General features: G+C 62.3%; 14 protein-coding genes. 11 read left to right on the top strand and 3 right to left on the bottom strand.

Annotated elements, in window-relative coordinates; translation table 11 throughout:
• The 7 genes from AC1DWT_RS29875 to AC1DWT_RS29905 all read left to right on the top strand — a co-directional run.
• Positions 1 to 1149, top strand: a 1149-nt coding sequence (locus AC1DWT_RS29875) for a lipopolysaccharide biosynthesis protein (RefSeq protein WP_477923377.1), incomplete at its 5' end; no start/stop codon positions are given.
• Between the two features lie 76 nt (positions 1150 to 1225).
• Positions 1226 to 2128 carry a glycosyltransferase family 2 protein gene (locus AC1DWT_RS29880; RefSeq protein WP_477923379.1) on the top strand — a complete coding sequence of 301 codons (903 nt, stop codon included), beginning with the start codon at positions 1226 to 1228 and terminating at the stop codon, positions 2126 to 2128.
• Positions 2129 to 2260: 132 nt separating this feature from the next.
• Positions 2261 to 3586, top strand: coding sequence for a UDP-glucose dehydrogenase family protein (locus tag AC1DWT_RS29885; protein WP_477923381.1), 1326 nt, complete (start codon positions 2261 to 2263; stop codon positions 3584 to 3586).
• On the top strand, positions 3586 to 4581 hold the full coding sequence (rfbB, locus tag AC1DWT_RS29890) for a dTDP-glucose 4,6-dehydratase (RefSeq protein WP_477923382.1): 996 nt from the start codon (positions 3586 to 3588) through the stop codon (positions 4579 to 4581). The genes AC1DWT_RS29885 and rfbB overlap by 1 nt, the downstream gene beginning before the upstream one ends.
• Entirely contained in the window at positions 4578 to 5198 is a 621-nt protein-coding gene (locus tag AC1DWT_RS29895) for a dTDP-4-dehydrorhamnose 3,5-epimerase family protein (protein ID WP_477923404.1), read from the top strand. Before rfbB ends, AC1DWT_RS29895 begins: the two co-directional genes overlap by 4 nt.
• 24 nt (positions 5199 to 5222) lie before the next feature.
• Complete coding sequence (gene rfbA, locus AC1DWT_RS29900) at positions 5223 to 6101, top strand: glucose-1-phosphate thymidylyltransferase RfbA (RefSeq protein ID WP_477923384.1); 879 nt, start codon at positions 5223 to 5225, stop codon at positions 6099 to 6101.
• A gap of 18 nt (positions 6102 to 6119) precedes the next feature.
• Positions 6120 to 6677, top strand: coding sequence for a YdcF family protein (locus tag AC1DWT_RS29905; RefSeq protein ID WP_477923386.1), 558 nt, complete (start codon positions 6120 to 6122; stop codon positions 6675 to 6677).
• 37 nt (positions 6678 to 6714) lie between these two features.
• On the opposite strand, the gene AC1DWT_RS29910 is transcribed toward AC1DWT_RS29905, so the two are convergent.
• Positions 6715 to 7293, bottom strand: coding sequence for a cold-shock protein (locus tag AC1DWT_RS29910; RefSeq protein WP_477923388.1), 579 nt, complete (start codon positions 7291 to 7293; stop codon positions 6715 to 6717).
• An 87-nt stretch (positions 7294 to 7380) separates the two neighbouring features.
• Here AC1DWT_RS29910 and AC1DWT_RS29915 point away from each other — a divergent pair, with 87 nt between their 5' ends.
• A complete protein-coding gene (locus AC1DWT_RS29915) occupies positions 7381 to 8697 on the top strand; it encodes an HNH endonuclease signature motif containing protein (RefSeq protein WP_477923391.1) in 1317 nt (438 codons plus the stop codon).
• 566 nt (positions 8698 to 9263) lie between these two features.
• On the opposite strand, the gene AC1DWT_RS29920 is transcribed toward AC1DWT_RS29915, so the two are convergent.
• Positions 9264 to 12113: a LuxR C-terminal-related transcriptional regulator gene (locus tag AC1DWT_RS29920; protein ID WP_477923392.1), complete on the bottom strand. Its 2850-nt coding sequence runs from the start codon at positions 12111 to 12113 to the stop codon at positions 9264 to 9266.
• Between the two features lie 289 nt (positions 12114 to 12402).
• On the opposite strand from AC1DWT_RS29920, the gene AC1DWT_RS29925 reads away from it, so the two are divergent.
• The 3 genes from AC1DWT_RS29925 (at position 12403) to AC1DWT_RS29935 (ending at position 14505) form a co-directional block, all read left to right on the top strand.
• Positions 12403 to 12834 (top strand): GTP cyclohydrolase II, encoded by a 432-nt coding sequence (locus AC1DWT_RS29925; protein ID WP_387485459.1) that lies wholly within the window; start codon positions 12403 to 12405, stop codon positions 12832 to 12834.
• Between the two features lie 187 nt (positions 12835 to 13021).
• Complete coding sequence (locus AC1DWT_RS29930; RefSeq protein WP_477923395.1) at positions 13022 to 14275, top strand: S8 family serine peptidase; 1254 nt, start codon at positions 13022 to 13024, stop codon at positions 14273 to 14275.
• Positions 14272 to 14505, top strand: a complete 234-nt coding sequence (locus tag AC1DWT_RS29935; protein WP_095861322.1) for a hypothetical protein — start codon at positions 14272 to 14274, stop codon at positions 14503 to 14505. Before AC1DWT_RS29930 ends, AC1DWT_RS29935 begins: the two co-directional genes overlap by 4 nt.
• A gap of 17 nt (positions 14506 to 14522) precedes the next feature.
• Here AC1DWT_RS29935 and AC1DWT_RS29940 read toward each other — a convergent pair whose 3' ends face one another.
• Positions 14523 to 16394, bottom strand: a complete 1872-nt coding sequence (locus AC1DWT_RS29940) for a DUF4012 domain-containing protein (protein ID WP_477923396.1) — start codon at positions 16392 to 16394, stop codon at positions 14523 to 14525.
• Positions 16395 to 16629: the final 235 nt, after the last annotated feature.

The following is a 16629-nucleotide window of genomic DNA, read 5'->3' on the forward strand; positions in this document are numbered from 1 at the left end:
CGAGGGCTGGTAGCGGCAGCCACTACGGCGTTGATGATCCTTCCGATCGGACTTGCATTCGGACTGCCCTGGGCTGTTCGAAGGAGATGCTCCCTTGATGCCCAGTCGGAAGCTGTCATTCGCAGCGCACGATGGCTCTCCTTGCTAACCATCGTGCCAGGTGTTGGCTTCGCGTTCCTGCTGTACGCGACTCTTCTTTCTGACCTTCCTGAACAGGCAGGGGTGTGGTTCGTGGTTGGCTTAGCGCTAACTCCGCTCGTTGTCACGCGAAACTGTCAAATTAGTCTTCTGGTCGTAGAGCAGAAATACTTTCAAATACTGTTGGTCACGTTGAGTCAGCCGGCAGCGTACTTCGTTCTGATACTTGGACTGTTCGTTTCGAGCAGAGTTTCTGTCACTGCCGTTATTTCAAGCTATGTAGTGTCCGTTGGCGTGTCATATTTGATCACTTCACGAATTGTGTTTATTTCGTGGTTTGGGAATCGCGTCAGTTGGCGCCCCTTAGTGCGAGAAGCTTGGCGCGCCTCTGGCGCGCAAATATCGGAGATTGCTTCCTATCGTCTAAACCAGCTCCTCCTGTTGCCTCTGATCGGAAGTGCAGCCCTCGGAAATTATGCTGTGGCGGTAAATATCGCATTAGCTCCGGCTCCAATTGGGCATGCTGTCGGCGCCGCGGGGTTTAAGGGTATGGCCACTGGATCGGAAGCAGATCGTCGCAAGAGTGTTGATGAGTCTCTGAGGGCGGCGGTTTGGCTGGCGATACTGTCGGCACTTGGTGTTTCCGCGCTTTCCCCTTTTGTTATTCCGTGGGCGTTCGGAAGAGAGTTTAGGTCTGCCATCCCGGCCACGATCGTCTTGGCAGTGGGTGGCGTGTTTGTCATCTGTAATTACGTGATGACATCTGGTCTCGTTGCACGAAACCAGCCGGGTAGGGCGAGCATTGTTCATTTCTCAGGATTTATCGTCGGTCTAGTCGCGCTCCTACTTCTGAGCCCGCCCCTTGGTCTAATGGGTGCAGCGCTTGCTTCAGTGATTGGATTCCTTGCGACATCGGTAACGGCGTCGGTTTTCTTGGGGGTGGGCATCGGTCCATGGATTCCCCGGGTTAATCATCTAAGGTCGTCATTCTCGGTACTCTTCGGACGGTAGTATGTTTATTTTTGCAACCTTGCAGCATGTAGGATATGGAAGGTTCATACGCGACGTGGGAGAGGGGAGTTTCTAGATGCAAAATGGGATATTTCTCGTGATTGTTAACTACTTCTCGCACGGTATGGTCGCACGCTTATTAGCATCTTTGGATTGCTCAATATTTCGCGGTGCCGTTGTAGTTGATAACTCTGTCGATTCCGGCGAGTTTCGGAATCTAATGCGCGTTGTGGAAGGGCATCGTATCCGCGCAGTCGCGATGCCCAGCAACGTCGGCTTCGGTGCCGCAGTTAACGCCGGCGTTGACCTGCTGAACCCCGACGCTGATGGTCGTATATGGATTCTGAATCCGGACACTGTCGCGACCTCGGATGTTGCTGTGCGATTGGCCCAGGCCCTGGATGAGTATGGCGCCGACATGGCGTCACCCGTGATCTGTACCGGAATCGATGATGAGATCTGGTTTGGCGGTGGCGAGATTGACATTCGGCGGGGGCGTACTAGCCACTGGGGTTATCGTCCGGAGGTGGCGGTCGAGTGCGATTTCTTGACTGCAGCGGCGGTCATGATTTCTGTATCCGCTTGGTGGAGGCTGGGCGGATTCCGTACCGACCTGTTTATGTATTGGGAAGATGCTGATTTATGCCTACGTGCCAGCGAACTGGGTATGAGAATGGTGGTTGACCCTGCGGCCATGATTTGGCATGAAGTCGGAGCGACTACAAGCACACACGGAAAGAGTGGGCTTTACTACTACTATATGGAACGAAACCGCATGGTGGTGTTGGCGGATTCTTCCGGTGTCTGTTATCTATGGTCACGCAGTGCGGTACTTGAGGCATTGCGAATTTTGGCGCGGGCGGGTCGTGAGCCTGTTGGGCGGACTGAAAAGATGGTTTCGGCCGTGCGTGGAATTGCGAGCGGTGCGCATTATGCAATTCGACGTCGTGGTGCTCAGGTTGTTGGCGCGCAGGGCTGATGGTCTTCGCACTTGGGTGGTAGCGAACAGATGAATCCATCGCGGTCTTGTCGATGCTCCGGTCGTAATTTCGACCAGGTCAGCGTCATTCTTTGACGATAGTTCTTTTGGGGATAGATCGGAGTCTTGCGAATGAATGTGAGAATTTCAGTGTTCGGCACTGGTTACCTCGGTGCGACACATGCGGCGTGCATGGCTGAACTGGGCCACGAGGTGCTCGGCGTCGATGTCGACGCGGCCAAGCTCGCCAAGCTCGAAGCCGGCGAGGTGCCCTTTTACGAGCCGGGACTCGAGGAAGTCCTGCGGCGAAACATCGCGGCCGGCCGGCTTCGCTTCACGTCCTCGTACGAGGAGGCGGCCGAGTTTGCCGACATCCATTTCCTCGGCGTTGGAACCCCACAGAAGAAGGGGGAGTTCGCCGCTGACCTCAAGTTCGTCGACGCGGTCATCGAAACACTGGCACCACTTCTCACCGTGCCGGCCGTGATCTTCGGTAAGTCGACAGTCCCGGTCGGAACTGCTGAACGGCTCGGCGCGCGTGCGCGCGAACTGTCGCCGGCTGGAGATGCCGTCGAGGTAGCGTGGAATCCCGAGTTTTTGCGCGAAGGGTTCGCCGTTCAAGACACATTGCACCCGGATCGTCTGGTGCTCGGCGTGGATCGCAATCGACCCGGTCGAGCTGAGGCCGTGGCACGCGAGGTGTACACCCAGCTGCTGGATGAGGGGATCCCGTTTCTGGTATCAGACCTTGCCACAGCCGAACTTGTGAAGGCGTCTGCAAACGCGTTTCTCGCAACCAAGATCTCGTTCATCAATGCCATTGCGGAAGTGTGTGAAGCATCCGGCGCCGACGTGACTGTGCTTGCTGACGCCATTGGTCACGACGCTCGTATTGGACGGCGCTTCCTGAACGCCGGCCTCGGGTTCGGAGGCGGCTGCCTGCCGAAGGACATCCGGGCATTCATGGCGCGGGCGGGTGAGTTGGGTGCAGACCAGGCCCTCACCTTCCTCCGCGAAGTCGACAACATCAACATGCGCCGTCGAACCCGCATGGTCGAGCTCGCGCGCGAGGCATGCGGTTCACTTCTGGGCGCCAGGGTCGCTGTGTTGGGCGCGGCATTCAAGCCAGACTCTGATGATGTGCGCGATTCCCCTGCTCTGAATGTCGCCGGTCAGATTCAGCTTCAGGGTGCCGCTGTCAACGTGTATGACCCGAAGGCGATGGACAATTCGCGGGCGCTGTTCCCCACACTCGGATACTCGGACACAGCTCTAGATGCGTGCGAGGGAGCCGATGTGGTCCTGGTGCTGACCGAATGGCCTGAGTTCCAGAAACTCCAGCCAGCAGATCTGGATGCTGTGGTGCGCAAAAAGGTACTGATCGACGGCCGCAACTGCCTCGATCCGCAGCAATGGCGCGACGCCGGATGGACGTATCGCGGGCTCGGGCGTCCGTGATGCAAATTTTGGTGACCGGCGGCGCCGGCTTCATCGGATCGAACTTTGTGCACACCGTTGTGCGCGAGCAGCCAGAGGTTCGCGTGACCGTCCTCGACGCGCTGACATACGCCGGATCGCGAACCTCGCTCTCTACGGTCGATGATTCGATCGACTTCGTAGAAGGTGACGTCGCAGACGCCGACCTGGTGGACAATCTCGTCTCTGACGCGGATGCCGTTGTGCACTTCGCTGCTGAATCCCACAACGACAACTCGCTCGTGGATCCATCGCCGTTTCTTCAGACCAATATCGTCGGTACGTATACACTGCTCCAAGCGGTGCGACAGCACGACGTGCGATACCACCATGTGTCGACCGACGAGGTGTACGGCGACCTCGAATTGGATGACCCGTCAAGGTTCACCGTGGACACGCCATACAATCCGTCGAGCCCCTACTCGGCAACGAAGGCGGCCTCGGACATGCTCGTTCGTGCTTGGGTGCGGTCATTTGGAGTCCGAGCGACATTGTCTAACTGCTCCAACAACTACGGTCCATACCAGCATATCGAAAAGTTTATTCCTCGTCAGATCACGAACATCTTGACTGGTGTGCGTCCCAAGCTGTACGGCGCGGGAATGAACGTTCGTGACTGGATCCACGTCGAAGACCACAACTCAGCTGTCTGGAGGATCCTCGAGGCGGGCTTGATCGGACGTACTTACCTCATCGGCGCCGATGGCGAACTCGACAACCTGTCCGTCGTTCGAATGATCCTCGAGCTGATGGACAAGGACCCCGATGATTTCGACCACGTCACAGACAGGGCCGGGCACGACCTCAGATACGCCATCGACTCAACGACGCTGCGCAACGAGCTCGGATGGCAGCCGCGCTACAACGACTTCCGCGCAGGACTGCAGGCGACCATCGACTGGTATCGAGATAACCCGACATGGTGGGAGAACGACAAGGACGCCGTCGAGTCGCGATACCAAAACCAAAGGGTATGACAGTGGAATTCCGACAGCTCGAGGTCGCCGGTTCGTGGGAGATCACGCCGAAGCAGTTCGGGGATGACAGAGGGGTATTCCTCGAATGGTTCAAGGAGCCGGCCTTCGTCGAGGCCGTTGGGCATTCGCTGAATCTTGCTCAGGCAAACTGCTCCGTGTCGGCGGCCGGCGTTCTGCGCGGCATCCATTTCGCGGATGTACCACCTGGACAGGCGAAGTACGTCACGTGCATCCAAGGATCTGTACTCGATGTGGTAGTCGACATATGCCTGGGTTCACCGACCTTCGGTTCATGGGACTCGGTACTACTCGACGATGTCAACCGACGCGCAATCTACATTTCCGAAGGTCTCGGTCATGCGTTCCTCTCACTGGAGGACGGGTCCGCGGTGGTGTACCTGTGTTCGGAGGGATATTCGCCCGGCTGCGAGCACGGCATTAACCCGCTCGACCCACAGCTGGGTATCGACTGGCCGACGACTTCGCGATCAGGGAAGCCCCTCGAACTGATCCTGTCCGAGAAGGACACCGCAGCCCCCTCCCTGTCCGAAGCTGGCGCGTCCGGTCTGCTTCCTCAGTATCTCGATGTGAGGGAGTGGATCAATGGTCTCGACTGAGGAACTAGGAGTATGGATCTGCGTATGAAGGGCATCATCCTGGCCGGCGGTTCGGGGACCCGCCTTCACCCAATTACCATCGGCATCAGCAAGCAACTCGTGCCCGTGTACGACAAGCCGATGATCTACTACCCACTGACAACCCTGATGCTTGCCGGCATTCGCGACATACTGATCATCACGACGCCGCATGATGCTGACCAGTTCCAGCGGTTGCTTGGTGACGGTTCCCAGTTCGGTGTCAACCTCACCTACACGGTGCAGCATCAACCGAACGGCCTTGCTCAGGCTTTCGTTCTTGGTGCGGAGCACGTAGGAACCGATTCGGTAGCACTCGTACTCGGCGACAACATCTTCTACGGAGCTGGTCTCGGCCATCAGCTGGGCAGGTTTGAGGATCTCGACGGCGGATCGATTTTCGCCTATTGGGTTGCTGACCCGTCCGCCTACGGGGTCGTCCAGTTCGACGACTGYGGTCGGGCGCTCTCCCTCGAAGAGAAGCCGTCGACTCCGAAGTCGAACTATGCAGTTCCGGGTCTCTATTTCTACGACAACGATGTCGTAGAGATCGCGAAAGGACTCCGGCCGTCCGACCGCGGCGAGTACGAGATCACTGATGTTAACAGGGCCTACCTCGAGGCGGGGCGTCTAAACGTCGAGGTCCTGCCGCGAGGAACCGCTTGGCTCGACACAGGTACGTTCGATTCACTCCTCGATGCGTCGAACTACGTACGTACCATCGAACAGCGGCAAGGATTGAAGATCGGCGCGCCCGAAGAAGTTTCCTGGCGTCGAGGATTCATTTCCGACGACGAGTTGAGGGACCGGGCTAATCAATTGGCGAAGTCGGGATACGGAGACTATCTGCTACAGCTACTCGAAGTCGGCCGGGAGTCTCACTGAGAGAAGCGGAGATTGGCCATGAGACGACTAGTGCTTTTCGTCGTGTGTGTGCTCGGGGCTGCTGGTGTGGGCGCGGTCGGGTTGGGCGCGGGTGGACATTTCGTCTACGCCACGGCGCGAGCCGATTCGATCAGGCCTGTCGATGCCATCATCGTACTCGGTGGTGAGCGCGACGGCCGCGAGGAGTACGGCATCGAGTTTGCGCGGCAGGGCATCTCGACGAACGTGGTGCTCTCGAACCCGTATGGGCCGAGGGAGCGAGGAATGGCTGAATTCTGTGCTACTCGGGACCCGGCCTTTACCGTTACCTGCGTCAGGCCGCAACCGAGTACGACGCGAGGCGAGGCCCTGTTCACGCGGGACCTCGCGGCGCAGCACGGGTGGACCAGCGTCATGGTGATCAGCTGGCGATACCACCTGCCGCGTGCGCGGTACATCTTCTCCCAGTGCTTCGACGGCGAGATCGTCATGCGGCCGGTCCCGCGAGACTACGACTTCAGCTTCGCCCAATGGGAATACATCTACCTCTATCAGACGTTCGGGTTCGTGAAGGCGTTCTTCCAGGGTCGTTCCTGAATTCTGGCTCTCGGTTGCGAAGGGTGCGGCGGCTGATCTAGTCCACCTTCCGAACATCCAGTGCCCGGAACTGGTAGCCGTCCTGCGTTCCGCCGATCGTCGATTCGGGCTCGAACGTGACCCGGTGTCCCGGAGTCAGGAAGCGAAACCCCGGGCCTGAGACATAGCTGAAGTGCGCCCACGCGCCACCGGGAGTGGCGTCGGAATCGATCACACCCCAGCCCTCTTCGTCGCTCCACGTGCGCACGATCCCGGTAGTGCGGTCTGCGTGCTCCCGCGGGGGCGCGGGAGGAAGATCCGCTTCGGTGATCTCCCTCGCCGTGCCGTCGGGAAAGGTGATCCACAATCGGGACGCGTAAGGGCTGTCCCGCGGTGGCGCGACGTACGGCTCGCTCCCCGCTGGCCACGCGCGAATCGTGGAGAAATTGCACCCGTTCATTGGGTTGTCGAGCGCGTTCCGCTCGAACTCCACCCGCTGGCCCTCGCGTAGCGCGGGGAAGCCCTCGACCGCGACGCTGTGGAACAACGTCCAGCATCCGCCCGGAGTTTCGTCGGAATCGATGATGCCCTGCATCTCCTCGATGTTCCAGCTACGGACGACCCCGGTAGTTGCCATGCAGTCATTGTCACGCGACGAGTCGTGCTCGCGGGTAAATATTCGCCGACCGTTGACTCGAATGTATGTTCGAAGTAAGATTCGAACATGGGGATTGGGGAGGAAATCCAGGGGGCGTTGTCGGACGAGATTCTGACAACCGCGGTGGGTGATGCGTGGCGGCTGGCAGAGGCGGAGCTGCTCGAATCGGTCGTTCGTATCTCGGACGAGATTCAGCGACTCGAAGCGCTGCGCGTCAAGCTCGTCGGCGCCGTCGACCACCGCTGCACGGTGGATGTGCTGGGATTTCCGAACGCCAAGATGTGGCTGGCGTCCAAGACGTTGCTCGAGGTCGGTGCGGCGGGGCGAATTGTGATGTTGGGTCGGGGTTTGCGGTTCCAGCCGGAGATCGCGGATCAATTCTTCGGCACCAACATCTCGGCGGAACACGCTGCGCTCGTCATGAAGTTCTGTGAACGGCCGCCCAAGGGCATGCCGGACGAGGCGATGGACGACTGCCGGAACGCGTTGCTCTTCGCCGCAACCGGTCCGACCGCGAACACCGATGCGGTGCGTGCGGTGATCGCCCGACTGGAGCGCGTCTTCGAATCGGATGACCCGCCGCCGAGTGAAGACACCGAACGCAACGAGTTCCACGCCTCCAAAACCCTGAACGGACGCATCGCGGTGAAGGGCGACCTGGATGCGGTGACCGGTGAAATGCTGCTGTCGGCGCTGTCCGGCCTCTCCAAGCCACGACCTGCGCAAGACGGAACCAAAGACGACCGCACCCCCGGACAACGACGGGCCGACGGGTTCACCGAACTGCTGCGCCGCTACCTCGATTCCGGGATCGCCGGCGAAGAAGGTGGCGAACGGCCACACGTCTCCCTCCACGTCAACATCAAAGACCTCGCCGACCACACCGACTGCAGTGCGCGAGAACAGAACAGTGCGCCGGTGCCCGATGGGCAACTCTTCGCCGTCGACGGCGTGGCCTGGACCGAGTGGATGGGGCCACTGAGCATCAAAGCAGCCCGGCTCCTCAGCTGCGATTCGATCTACACGCCGATCGTGCTCGACGAGAACGGATCGCCCCTCGACCTCGGCATCTCCACCCGGACAATCACCAAGAGACAGCGAAAAGCGTTGGTGGCGAGAGATCGAGGATGCGCATTCCCCGGATGCGGAGCGCCGCCATCATGGTGCGAGGGCCATCACATCATCCACTGGTCCGCCGGGGGACCCTCCGACATGGGCAATCTGGTACTGCTCTGCGGATTTCATCACCGGCTCATGCACCACAGTGACTGGGAAATAGAAATGGGAGCCGACCGGCACCCCATATTCATCCCACCTCGGCAAGTCGACTGGGACCGGAAACCGATACCTGCACACAACAGGGCACGGCCCCGAGCATCCTGACCCGGGGCGCCCCACACATCGCCGACTCCGCAACAGGACGATTCCTGTTGCCGAGCCGGCATGTCGTCGTGCCCGGAGTGCGGGCAGTGCCAGCGAACCGGCGTCTTCATCGATGCTGGCGACGACATCTGATCGCACCACGCCGACAAGCGCTACGACCGCAGCAGTGCGCTCGCTCGAACGCCGCTCGTCTCCGGCAGACGTGAACGCGATTACTACCCGAGCACAGGCGTCCACGGCAGCGGGCTGGTCACCCGGTCTCTCGAACTCCGCTGCCGATGCCCCATCACACCCGTCGCCCGACTGCCCTGCGTCGGCATGCCTGGCCGCATTCTCGGCAAAATGGCCGTCGCAGATGTCGGCCAATCGCCGAGACGACTGGCGGTAGTCGCGTCACCGAACTGGGTGGTAACTCGTGATGTGGCCGGTCCCGCGGGACCACCAGGGCAGCGTCGCCCGCTGGGAGCTCCTCTACGTCTCCCAAACCGTCGGGGGCATCAACGCATTCCTCCAGGTGCGATGCTGACTTCTCGATACTCGAGATGACGGCAAAGCCGAAGGCGGCTCTACTCCACCTTTCGAACATCCAGTGCCCGGTAGTGGTAGCCGTCCTGCGTCCCGCCGGCCACCGTCTCTGGCTCGAATGTCACCTTGTGCCCGGGCGTCAGCGAACGAAAACCCGAACCGGTGAGGTTGCTGTGGTGCGTCCACGCGCCACCGGGAGTCGCATCGGAATCGATGACGCCCCAGCCCTCTTCGTCCCTCCAGGTGCGGACGATTCCGGTGGTTCGGTCGGCGTGGATCCGTGGCGGCCCCATCGACTCCGCCAACCCGTTGCGATCACCGACATCGAGTTTCATATACGCCCGGTAGATATGGCCCTCCACCGTCCGCACTGACACGAACAGCCGATCGGCAATCTGCCTATTCGACAACCCAGCCGCCGCCATCGAGGCCACCTCCCGCTCACGACTCGTGAGGGGGAGTGGATGTGCGGCCTTCACGAGAGCGGGGGACGACATGTGGTCGCAGCGGGCCGACAGGGCTTCGGCCGCATCAGCGCACTTGATCGAACGCCGTCTGTCTCCGGCATGTGTAAACGCGATCGCCGCCAGTGCATAAGCGTCTGCGGCATCCGGCAGGGCGCCGATCGTCTCGAACTCCGCTGCCGCCGATGCCACACCGCATCCGTCGCCAGTCGCGATCGCTGCCGCGTGTCGGCCAATGATGTCGACAAGTTGGCCATCGCAGATGTCGGCCAACTCGGCGAGACGCGCCGCGGTTGTCGTGTCACCGAACCGGGTGGCAAGGTGCAGCGCGACCGCCTCGATGCCGAATTGACCGGCTGTGCACGCGGCCTCTGCAGCGGAACGAGACAGCTCGACCGCCCGGGAGGTTTCCCCTCGCGCCGCGGCGAGCCACGCCTGCGACATCACGAGCTGGGGCCCGAACACGGCAACGTGCCTGCCGTTCCGGGCCTGCGCAGCGGTGATGATCCCGTCCGCCTCGTGGATGCGACCGAGTTCCGCATATGCCTGACCGAGGACGATGTAGGCGGGGAAGCTCCACGAGATGGCGTCGGCCGTATCGCCCACGTTGAGGGCGGCGATCGCCTGCTCGAGGCGACCCACAGCGTCGTTGAACCGGCCGCGGGCAACCTCCACGGTCCCGACCAGGATGTTCGCAAGCCCCCACGCAACGTATCGGCCGCTCGACGCCAACGAGAGGTACTCCTCGGCCCGGCGTTGCGCCGCGGCGAACTGTCCGGTGAGCGTCAACGCGAGGATCTCACCGTGTGCGGCGGGGAACCGCAGAAGCCCGTCGATCTGATCGGCCACCGCCGCGCTGCGTGCCGCCAGCTCGGGCACCCGGTCGCCGCGTCCCATCAAGGCCAGCGACAGTCCGCCACCGAAGAATGCCCACTCGACCGCCCACGGCAACACCCGATCGGCGGCCAGTATCGCCATCGCTGCTGCCGCCGCTTCCTCGGGCCGATTCTCGAACACCGCGCACACCGAGCCGATTCCCTCGATGATCGGCACGAGACTGGGGTGCGTCACCTTCGCGCGGAGTACCGCGAGGACCTCGTCGGCCTTCTCCGACTCGCCGCTCGCCCAGAACAGGTTCGCGATCCGCGACGTGCCCCAGCGCACCAGCTGCACCTGGTCGAGGCTGTCGGGCGAAAAGGAGCGCAGCAACGACTCCGCCTCGGTGGCGTGTCCCTGCCACAGCAGAGCTCGGGCCAGGAGGTCGGCCGCCTCGAAGCTGCCGGTCTGGTCGAGTGCCGCGCGGGCGAGCCGTTCCCCCAGAGGAACATTCGCCAAACCGATGGCGTCCTCGGCGGCGTCGACCAGCAGGGCGGGCTCGACGGATCGGTCGCTGTCGAGGGCCAACTCTGCCAGCCGAATCCGATTCGACGACCCGACCACGGCGCGACTGCTCAACGCCTCCACGAGCTGTCCGCGGAGCCGCCGCCCCGCCGCGCGCCCCACCCGTCGCCGGATCACCTCACCGAACAGCGGATGCGTGTAGCGGACGTCGAGGCGGCGTCCGTCCTCGACGATCCTGACGAGGCCGCGTCGCTCGGCCTCCTCCACTGCGTCCTCGCCCGCCAGCTGACCGAGGATGTCCAGATCGAGCGGCTCGCAGAACGTGAGAAGCTGCAACGCCTGCAACACGTCGTGGGGAATCTGATCGATCCGGTGCTCCAGCAGTGATGCGAGTTCGGACGTGATGGCGGCGCGTCCCCGCAACTGCCAGACGCCACCGGAGCGGCGCAGCGTCCCGGCTTCGAGGGCGCCCTCCACCAGGTGCCGGACGAACAACGCGTTCCCACCGGACGCCTCCCAGATCATGTCGGCGCTCAGCCCCTCGAGGGGGCCGTCGAGCACGGACTCGATCAGTTCGATGCTCTGATCCCGGCTGAACGGCGCCAGTTCGAGTCGCAGCAGGTGGCCGTCCTTCCACAACGACGTGATCGCGTCGGGGACGGTCTCACCGTTGCGAACGGTGGCGACGATGTGGACGGCCTTGTCGAGGGCGAGCTGGTGAAGGAACGTTGCCGACAGCTGATCGAGGAGATGAGCGTCGTCCACGCCGACCACCACGTCGTGACTGTGACCGTCGTCGAGGAGCGCCTGCCGCGCCGCGGACAGAAACGCGACCGGATCCCGGGAGGTAGACGTTCCGACCAGATGGGCGAACACTCCCAGCGGAATGCTCCGCGCCGACTCGGTGCCCGCCACCCATTTCACCTCTTGGGGCAATGACTCGGTGGCGAACCGCGCGAGAGTGGTCTTGCCGACGCCGGGATCGCCCGTGAGGACGACACCGCATCCTCCGGACCGAGCCGTGAGCGACGCGGTGATCGCGTCGAACTCGACTTGTCGCTGAACGAGAGGCCACACCGGACCCATAGGTCTGATTCTAGATTCTCGCGCCCCCGGAAACAGCACCGCGACGAGGATCGAACGCGAGTTGCGGAGCGAAACAGTGCAATACAACCTCGGAGTCGCTTTTCGCCGCAATACTCCAGAAGCGTCGACGGGTTGAGTAGGCCGGCACGGGCGCCGGTTCGGTTTCGTTCTCGACCCGAGGCGTGTCCCGCGTGTTCGAGTAGGGCCCTACTCGCGAGATTAGCCGACACCTCGGCCACGCTGAATGGGTATCGCGGAAAGTTATTGCGTCGAACTACAGGAGAACGTCATGACCGCGCGGCCGGAGCCCTTCTTCAGTTGGACGGCGAGACGGGTCGAACTCCGCGAATCCGAGTCCACCGATCTGGTGCTGGACGAACTCGTGCCACTGGGAACCTGCACGGCCCGTCTGATCGCCGCCCGCGACGAGGACGACGATGTCGATTACCTCGCGCTGGTCGTCGGAGACGTCGCGGACGGCCGGGACGTCGCGGTTCGCGTCGTCGACGAGGAGATGCTCCTCATCGAGGGCGGCCGCTCCAGCGCGTCCCCGGAAATCCTGATCGGGCTGACGGCCACGCCGAACATCTGTGATTGCTCCAGCGCACGACACGTCGAGAGCCAATTGTGTGTCGACGGCCCCATCCGCACGATGATCGCATCGGTGGGAGTGCGGTCCGTCGTCGTCGACTGGTATCACCCCAAGTCGACGGCGGCGTGAGCCGAACTACTCTGCCCGCCGGCTCGGTCCACCCAATAGTCGGGTAGAGCGCCACTCGTGGAATTCGGGACCAATCGATGGAGCGTTGAGGTGTTCGAACACTGAAGGCCCCCTCTGAACGCCGGTCGACGATCGAACCGACCCACAGCGCTCACCTCAATGACTCACCCCGATCAAGGACGACATCGTGATATCACACGGAAATTCATACGGCGACAACGACGGCGACAACACACTCGCCGCCCCCTCCGAACCCGAAGTCACGGGCAGCCACGTCGTCGTCTTCACCGAAGGCGGCAACCGAACGGACGCCGCACAGACACTCCGCGACGTTGCGGGGCTGTCCGACGTGGCACGCAGCACCGAATTCGAATCCAGCGCGCTGGACCTGGCGGAGACGCAGGCAGCCGACGCCGTCGTGTTCGACGAACTGGGGATCGCGGTGGTCACCGCCGATCCCGACCAACTGGCGGCACTACGGGCGGCCGAGGCCGGCGACGGCCCGGTGCTCTCCATCGAACCCGAACTGATGCACTACGCCCTCTCCATCGGCACCGATCCTCGGGTGCAGGCCGAAGTGGCAAGCTTCACCGACACCGCGGACCTCACGTGGGGACTGCATGCCACCAATGTCAGCGCGTCGGCGTGCGGGGGCTTCGGCGTCAAGGTCGCCGTCCTCGACACCGTCCTCGATCTGGCGCATCCGGATTTCGAGAACCGCACCATCACCGCCCAGTCGTTCGTGCCGGGTGCCGCCGCGCAGGACGGTCACGGACACGGCACGCACTGCGTCGGAACCGCGTGCGGCCCCAAGTCCCCGAGCGGCACCCGCCGATACGGAGTGGCCCACAAGGCAGACATCTTCGTCGGCAAGGTGTTGTCCGATCAGGGACGCGGAGCCGACCGGGGAATTCTCGCCGGAATCGAATGGGCGATCGTGAACGGCTGCCAGGTCATCTCGATGTCCCTCGGTGCGAACGTGGAGGCGGTGTCCGTTGCGTACGAGACGGTGGGCAGCCGGGCACTGGCATCGGGGTCGCTGATTGTCGCGGCCGCAGGCAACAACGCAAACCGCGCGGCAGGGAACATGGGGTTCGTGGGTCCACCCGCGAACAGCCCGTCGATCATGGCCGTCGCAGCGATCGACTCGACGCTCGGACTGGCCAACTTCTCGGCCCGCAGCAACCCCGTCATCGGCGGTCAGATCGATGTGGCGGGTCCCGGGGTGGGCGTGTTCTCGACCGTCCCCGTGCCGACGCGGTACGGCACCAAGAGCGGGACCAGCATGGCCGCCCCACACGTCGCGGGCATCGCCGCGCTGTGGTGTGAGGCGACCGGACGCACGGGCACCGACCTGTGGGCCGTCCTCACGCAACAGGCCCGGAGACTCCTGCTGCCGTCCCTCGATGTCGGGTCGGGGCTGATCCAGGCACCGGCATGATCGCGATCACCGTCACCGTCGACGCCGACCACCTCGACGACATCGAGGCGGTCGGCGCGGCGCTGCGGCTGCGCGGAATGCGTGTCGATCAGGTACTGCACACGATCGGAATCATTTCCGGCGCGGTGGGGGAGGACGAGCATGCCCTCCTCGAGTCCGTTCCCGGCGTGCAGTCCGTCGAAACCGAGAACGTCGTCCAGATACCGCCGCCCGACGCGAACCCGCAGTAGCGGCGGTACCCCACCGATCAGCTGCCGCAGTTCGGCACGTTCACCGTGACGTTCGGCGAATCCACCAACGGCTGCACCGGGACCCGGGCCTCACCTGGCGCTGTGGGTTCGGTGAGCTGGTATGTGATCTCGGTCGTCTTGCCCTGCGGAACGGGGACGAGAACGTCGAATATGGGGTGTCCGAGTTCCCTGCCGCTCAGGAATAGCGTGGGCTTACCGTCTACAGTCACATTCCGTAGGTGCGCACCCTGTGTAGCGAGCAGCGAGACAACAGAAACGTTGGTGCCCTTGGGGACGCCGAGGTCGTTGACGAAAGTTCCCGCGACGTAGTCAGGGAAATCGCCGTCCGGCGTGGTGTTTGTCAGTCTCACGGTGACCTTTGATCGTCGTGAGTCTTCGCTGCAGCTCTCGGCGCTGTAGTCGATTTCGCGTGTCAGGTAGTAGTCGAGCTTGTTGCCGGCCTGATTGTTGATCAGCACGCCGGCAAACGGTGCGTCGTCGTCGGGGACAGTGTGCCCGAGCGGCGTGCCCGCGAGTACTTTCTGCTCGTCGGGATGGGCACTCCACACAGCGATCCGCCGCTCATTCACCGCGCGGCCCAGCGCGTCCAAGAGTCTTTGGGGTGACTTGATCTGACTGGTCATCTTGTCGACGACCCGGGCCGCTACCGTCTGCAGGTACTGCTTGCGTGCGTTGTTGTCGTCCGCGAAACGCAAATAGGCCGTGGACTCGGTGAGTTCGACGACGTTGTCGGCATTGATCACCTCACCGTCCGGCATCGTAATCGGTCCGATGGCGCTCAACACGTAACTCAGCGCAACGGGGTCGGTAGCGATGACGCCATCCACCTGCTCGCCGGAATCCTGCGCCCACAAAGATTTCCAGATTTGGGCGGCATACGGAAAGTGCGAACTGAGGTTGCTGTTCCGAAAATCAGTGGTGGGCCGGCTGCGGCCGTACTGGGCGTCGTACTCTGGGCCGAGATCAATCGGTTGACTGTCCATCGGCAAATCAGAGTTACGTCCCAACGAATCGATCCGGGCGACACCGTCGTTCGCGCGAACGATGCCGTAGCCGCCCAGCAGCCCACCGGTGCTGCGTGCTTCAGCGTTGGTCTGGAACGCCATGAAGTAGTTACGAGGACCGTCAGCGCCCAGCATTGTCGGTGCCACCTCGGCGGCAATTGCGGTGTTACCCAGCAACTTGGAGAGTTCAGCGGTCTGATCCTGCAGCTGTGCCCGCGCGTCCTTCACCGATCCCATGAAAGCCGGTTCCTCGATTCGCTGTGCCTGCACATTCAGGCTGAGGGCGGCCTCGGCGGTCTGCTGAAGTACAGGCGCTGCGTCCTGTAGAGGCCGAAGGTTGACTTTGCCGCCGGACGCAAGCAACTCGTTGGGGGCCAATGATGTCCCGGCAGCGACCGCAGGCTTCAACACATCGGAGGTGAGCCCCTGCACCACATCAGATATCTGCTGCGAGGTCTCGAATGGGCTGCCCAGCCACGGAACGGATGCGGCGAGGCTCCACGGAAGATTGTGGGTGAAGTCGTGTGCCTTTGTGGCGTACTTGTCGGCATCGGCGGACGAGCGCTCCGCGTCCTCGGTGTTACCGGCCAGTAACGCATTCTTTGCCAGCTGTGCGTGGTTGCGAGCCTCGTAGAGATTTGTCCGCGCCTCTCGGGCCGAGTAGCCCAACCAGAGACCGAACGCAACGATGACCATCGCAGCGATGCCCGATGCGGCGACGAGTCGGCGCTTGCGCTTGTAGCTCTTACTGCGCACGTTGGTGCGCTTGCGGACCCGCCGAACTGTGGGTTGTCCCGCAGAAATACCCGAATACTCGGGCGGCGGGTTCGCGCCGTCGGCGTCACCGCGGGATTGATCGTTCACGGGTTGTGGCTCCTGTCGTCAAAGCTGCTCGGGAAGGATAGCTGTGATGTGAATCGCAACGCCTACCCTCACGTGGTCAGCGCTGCGGTTGCTCATTATTGTCTGTAACGAATCTTGCTTGTCGTCCCATATACGACAGCGAGATGAGTGTGCGGTCGTTGTGGCCGAATCATGATGGATGAGGTTTGGGTGCACGCGCACGTTGCTGCTCGGGGTCGACGGCTTGTGAACGGGG

Source organism: Rhodococcus sp. P4_B6, assembly GCF_056402215.1.

Excerpts from the sequence above, each read along its gene's own strand:
- AC1DWT_RS29880 (WP_477923379.1), top strand. The coding sequence starts at position 1,226 with ATGCAAAATGGGATATTTCTCGTGATTGTTAACTACTTCTCGCACGGT.
- AC1DWT_RS29895 (WP_477923404.1), top strand. The coding sequence starts at position 4,578 with ATGACAGTGGAATTCCGACAGCTCGAGGTCGCCGGTTCGTGGGAGATC.
- AC1DWT_RS29885 (WP_477923381.1), top strand. The coding sequence starts at position 2,261 with ATGAATGTGAGAATTTCAGTGTTCGGCACTGGTTACCTCGGTGCGACA.
- AC1DWT_RS29910 (WP_477923388.1), bottom strand. The coding sequence starts at position 7,293 with ATGGCAACTACCGGGGTCGTCCGTAGCTGGAACATCGAGGAGATGCAG.
- AC1DWT_RS29925 (WP_387485459.1), top strand. The coding sequence starts at position 12,403 with ATGACCGCGCGGCCGGAGCCCTTCTTCAGTTGGACGGCGAGACGGGTC.
- AC1DWT_RS29905 (WP_477923386.1), top strand. The coding sequence starts at position 6,120 with ATGAGACGACTAGTGCTTTTCGTCGTGTGTGTGCTCGGGGCTGCTGGT.
- AC1DWT_RS29935 (WP_095861322.1), top strand. The coding sequence starts at position 14,272 with ATGATCGCGATCACCGTCACCGTCGACGCCGACCACCTCGACGACATC.
- AC1DWT_RS29920 (WP_477923392.1), bottom strand. The coding sequence starts at position 12,113 with ATGGGTCCGGTGTGGCCTCTCGTTCAGCGACAAGTCGAGTTCGACGCG.
- AC1DWT_RS29915 (WP_477923391.1), top strand. The coding sequence starts at position 7,381 with ATGGGGATTGGGGAGGAAATCCAGGGGGCGTTGTCGGACGAGATTCTG.
- rfbB (WP_477923382.1), top strand. The coding sequence starts at position 3,586 with ATGCAAATTTTGGTGACCGGCGGCGCCGGCTTCATCGGATCGAACTTT.